Origin of the sequence: Halomonas sp., from assembly GCF_033549285.1 — a bacterium.
In the GTDB taxonomy this organism is placed as follows: Bacteria; Pseudomonadota; Gammaproteobacteria; order Pseudomonadales; family Halomonadaceae; genus Halomonas.
This window is the reverse complement of the sequence record NZ_JAWSUJ010000092.1, coordinates 15,338-17,674: the sequence shown is the minus strand read 5'-3', so window position 1 is coordinate 17,674 and position 2,337 is coordinate 15,338. Positions and strand designations below refer to the sequence as shown.

At 70.2% G+C, this 2,337-nt stretch carries 2 protein-coding genes; both read left to right on the top strand.

The window, feature by feature from the left end:
• Nucleotides 1-178: 178 nt before the first annotated feature.
• Nucleotides 179-676: a DUF3015 family protein gene (locus tag SCI24_RS16960; RefSeq protein WP_318726503.1), complete on the top strand. Its 498-nt coding sequence runs from the start codon at nt 179-181 to the stop codon at nt 674-676.
• 102 nt (nt 677-778) lie between these two features.
• On the top strand, nt 779-2,337 hold a 1,559-nt coding region (locus tag SCI24_RS16955; protein ID WP_318726502.1), incomplete at its 3' end, for a DUF4105 domain-containing protein.

Below are 2,337 nucleotides of genomic sequence, written 5' to 3'. Positions count from 1 at the left end.
GAGCCGGGTGCGTCAATTGCGCATGCCCGGATCTGAGGGGGGCCGGGTCGAGCAATCGCCCGGTCTACCCGACTAGGGCGAGCCCTCCAGAAATACACAACGAATATCGGGAGTCGTCGGCCCCTCCCGGTAGCAAGAAGAACGAGGCCGGCATCTGGAAACAAGGGAACTGAAACGCATGAAATTCGCAACCGTCTCCGCCGCCGCACTGGCCGGCAGCCTGATGCTTCTGGGCGCGACCACCGCTTCCGCCGCCACCAATGGCGACATCAACCCCTGGCAGCACTGCGGCATCGGCGCGGCCATCTTCGACGAGAACGGCACCGCCGCCGCCATCTCCAACGTGATCTGGGACCTCGGCACCACCGCCGTGACCTCCGCCACCGTTTCCCCCGAGACCTGCGAAAGCAAGGAAGTCGAGGTCGCCAAGTTCGTCGACGAGACCTACGACCAGCTGGCCATGGAAACCGCCATGGGCGAGGGCGAGCACCTCACCGCGGCACTCGGCCTGATGAACTGCGGCGGCGAGGCCCGCCAGGGCGTGGTCAGCCAGCTGCGTGCCGACCTGCAGGAAGCCAGTGCCGTCGCCGGCTATGCCGACCAGGCGCACGCCGACAAGGCCTATGGCTTCTACACCAGCCTGAACCAGGCCGCCGCGGACTGCAGCGCCAGCTAAACACGTGCTCAGGCACCGTCTTTAGCGTCTCGCGGGGTCGGGCATTGCCCGGCCCCGCGTCGATAGACAGCCCTTTCCCCGACTTCCCGCAAGGACCCCGCCATGCGACGCCTCCTGGTGACGCTGCTGGCCCTGCTGTGCCTGAACGCCGCCGGCGCCCAGGCCGCCGAGCGCGCGCTTCACGACCACCCCCAGTGGCAGTCGCTGCTGCACTTCGATCGCGACGGCATGTTCAGTGAGCCGCGCAGCGCGGTACTGAGCGAGGCCTTCTTCCTGGCTGATAACGGTGCCTTCGACCCCGCCGCCGAGCTCGACGCCACCCTGGCTGCCCTGCGTCAGGCCCCCCGTGAGGATGAGGCCCACGCCAGCTGTCTTTTTCCCGCCCGTGCCCTGTGGCTGACCCGCATGACCGGCGAGAGCTGGCCCGAGGCCGAGTGCCCGGAGTGGGACGAGTGGCGCGACCAGCACGCCGGCGCCGAGGCGGGGCTGATGTTCGCCTCGGGGTATCTCGGCAACCCCGCCTCCTTCTTCGGTCACCTGATGCTGCACCTGGAGCCGCCGGTGGAAGGGGAGGGCGAATCGCTCACCCGGCTGCTGGATACCAGCCTCAACTTCGGCGCGGACGTGCCCGAGGAGGATGGCCTGATCCCCTACATGGTCAAGGGCGTGTTCGGCGGCTATGAGGCGCGCTACTCCCGCGCCCCCTTCTATCGCAACACCGCGCTCTACTCCGAGCGCGAGATGCGCGACCTGTGGCACTACCGCTTGGCCCTGCCCGAGGCCGACCGCGAGCTGCTGGTGGCCCACCTCTACGAGGTGATCGGCCAGGACTTCGACTACCTCTTCCTTACCGAGAACTGCGCCTCGCGCATCGCCCGCACCCTGGAGCTGGTGCTGGAGGCGGACCTCACCCCCGGCAACGCCCCGTGGGTGGCGCCGGAGGACCTGGTGCGCGCGATCGGCGAGGCCGAGGTCAACGGCCGCCCATTGCTGGAGGAGACCCGTCACGTGCCCTCGCGGCGCCTGCAGACCGAGTGGCGCTACCTGGCGCTCGCGCCCGAGGCGCAGGCCGCCGCCCGGGCGGTATGGCCGGAGGTCGAGCGCCTGAACCTCGAAGCGCCGGCGTTCCAGGCGCTCACGGCCGAGCGTCGCGCCGCGGTGTTGGATACCCTGCTAGGTCACGCCGCCTTCCTCGAGCAGACCGGCGACGAGCCTGGCCTGGCGGAGATCGAGCGCCGCCTGCTGCAGGCCCGGCTGACGCTGCCGGCGGGTAGCGACCCCCTGGCGCCCGGCGAGCAGGTGCCGCTGCATGAGGCCACGCCGCCGGCGCGGGTCAGCGTGGCGGGCCTCTACAACGGCGAGCTGGGCGGCGCCGCCCGCCTGACCCTGCGACCGCTGCAGTACGACCTGCTCGACGCCAATGCCAACCGCATGCCCAATGCCGCGCTGGAGATCGGCCGCACCGAGCTCGATCTCACCGACGAGGGCCCGCGGCTGCGCCGCCTCGAGTTCTTCCATGTCACCAATCTGCACGCGCGCAGCGTACCGCTGCCGGCACTGCCCGACGTGGCCTGGCACGCCTCCGCCGGCATCGAGCGCGGCCGGCTGGATTGCGAGCGCTGCCTGGAGGGCCACGCCACCCTGCTGGCCGGCAAGTCGCA

Excerpts from the sequence above, each read along its gene's own strand:
- SCI24_RS16960 (WP_318726503.1), top strand. The coding sequence starts at position 179 with ATGAAATTCGCAACCGTCTCCGCCGCCGCACTGGCCGGCAGCCTGATG.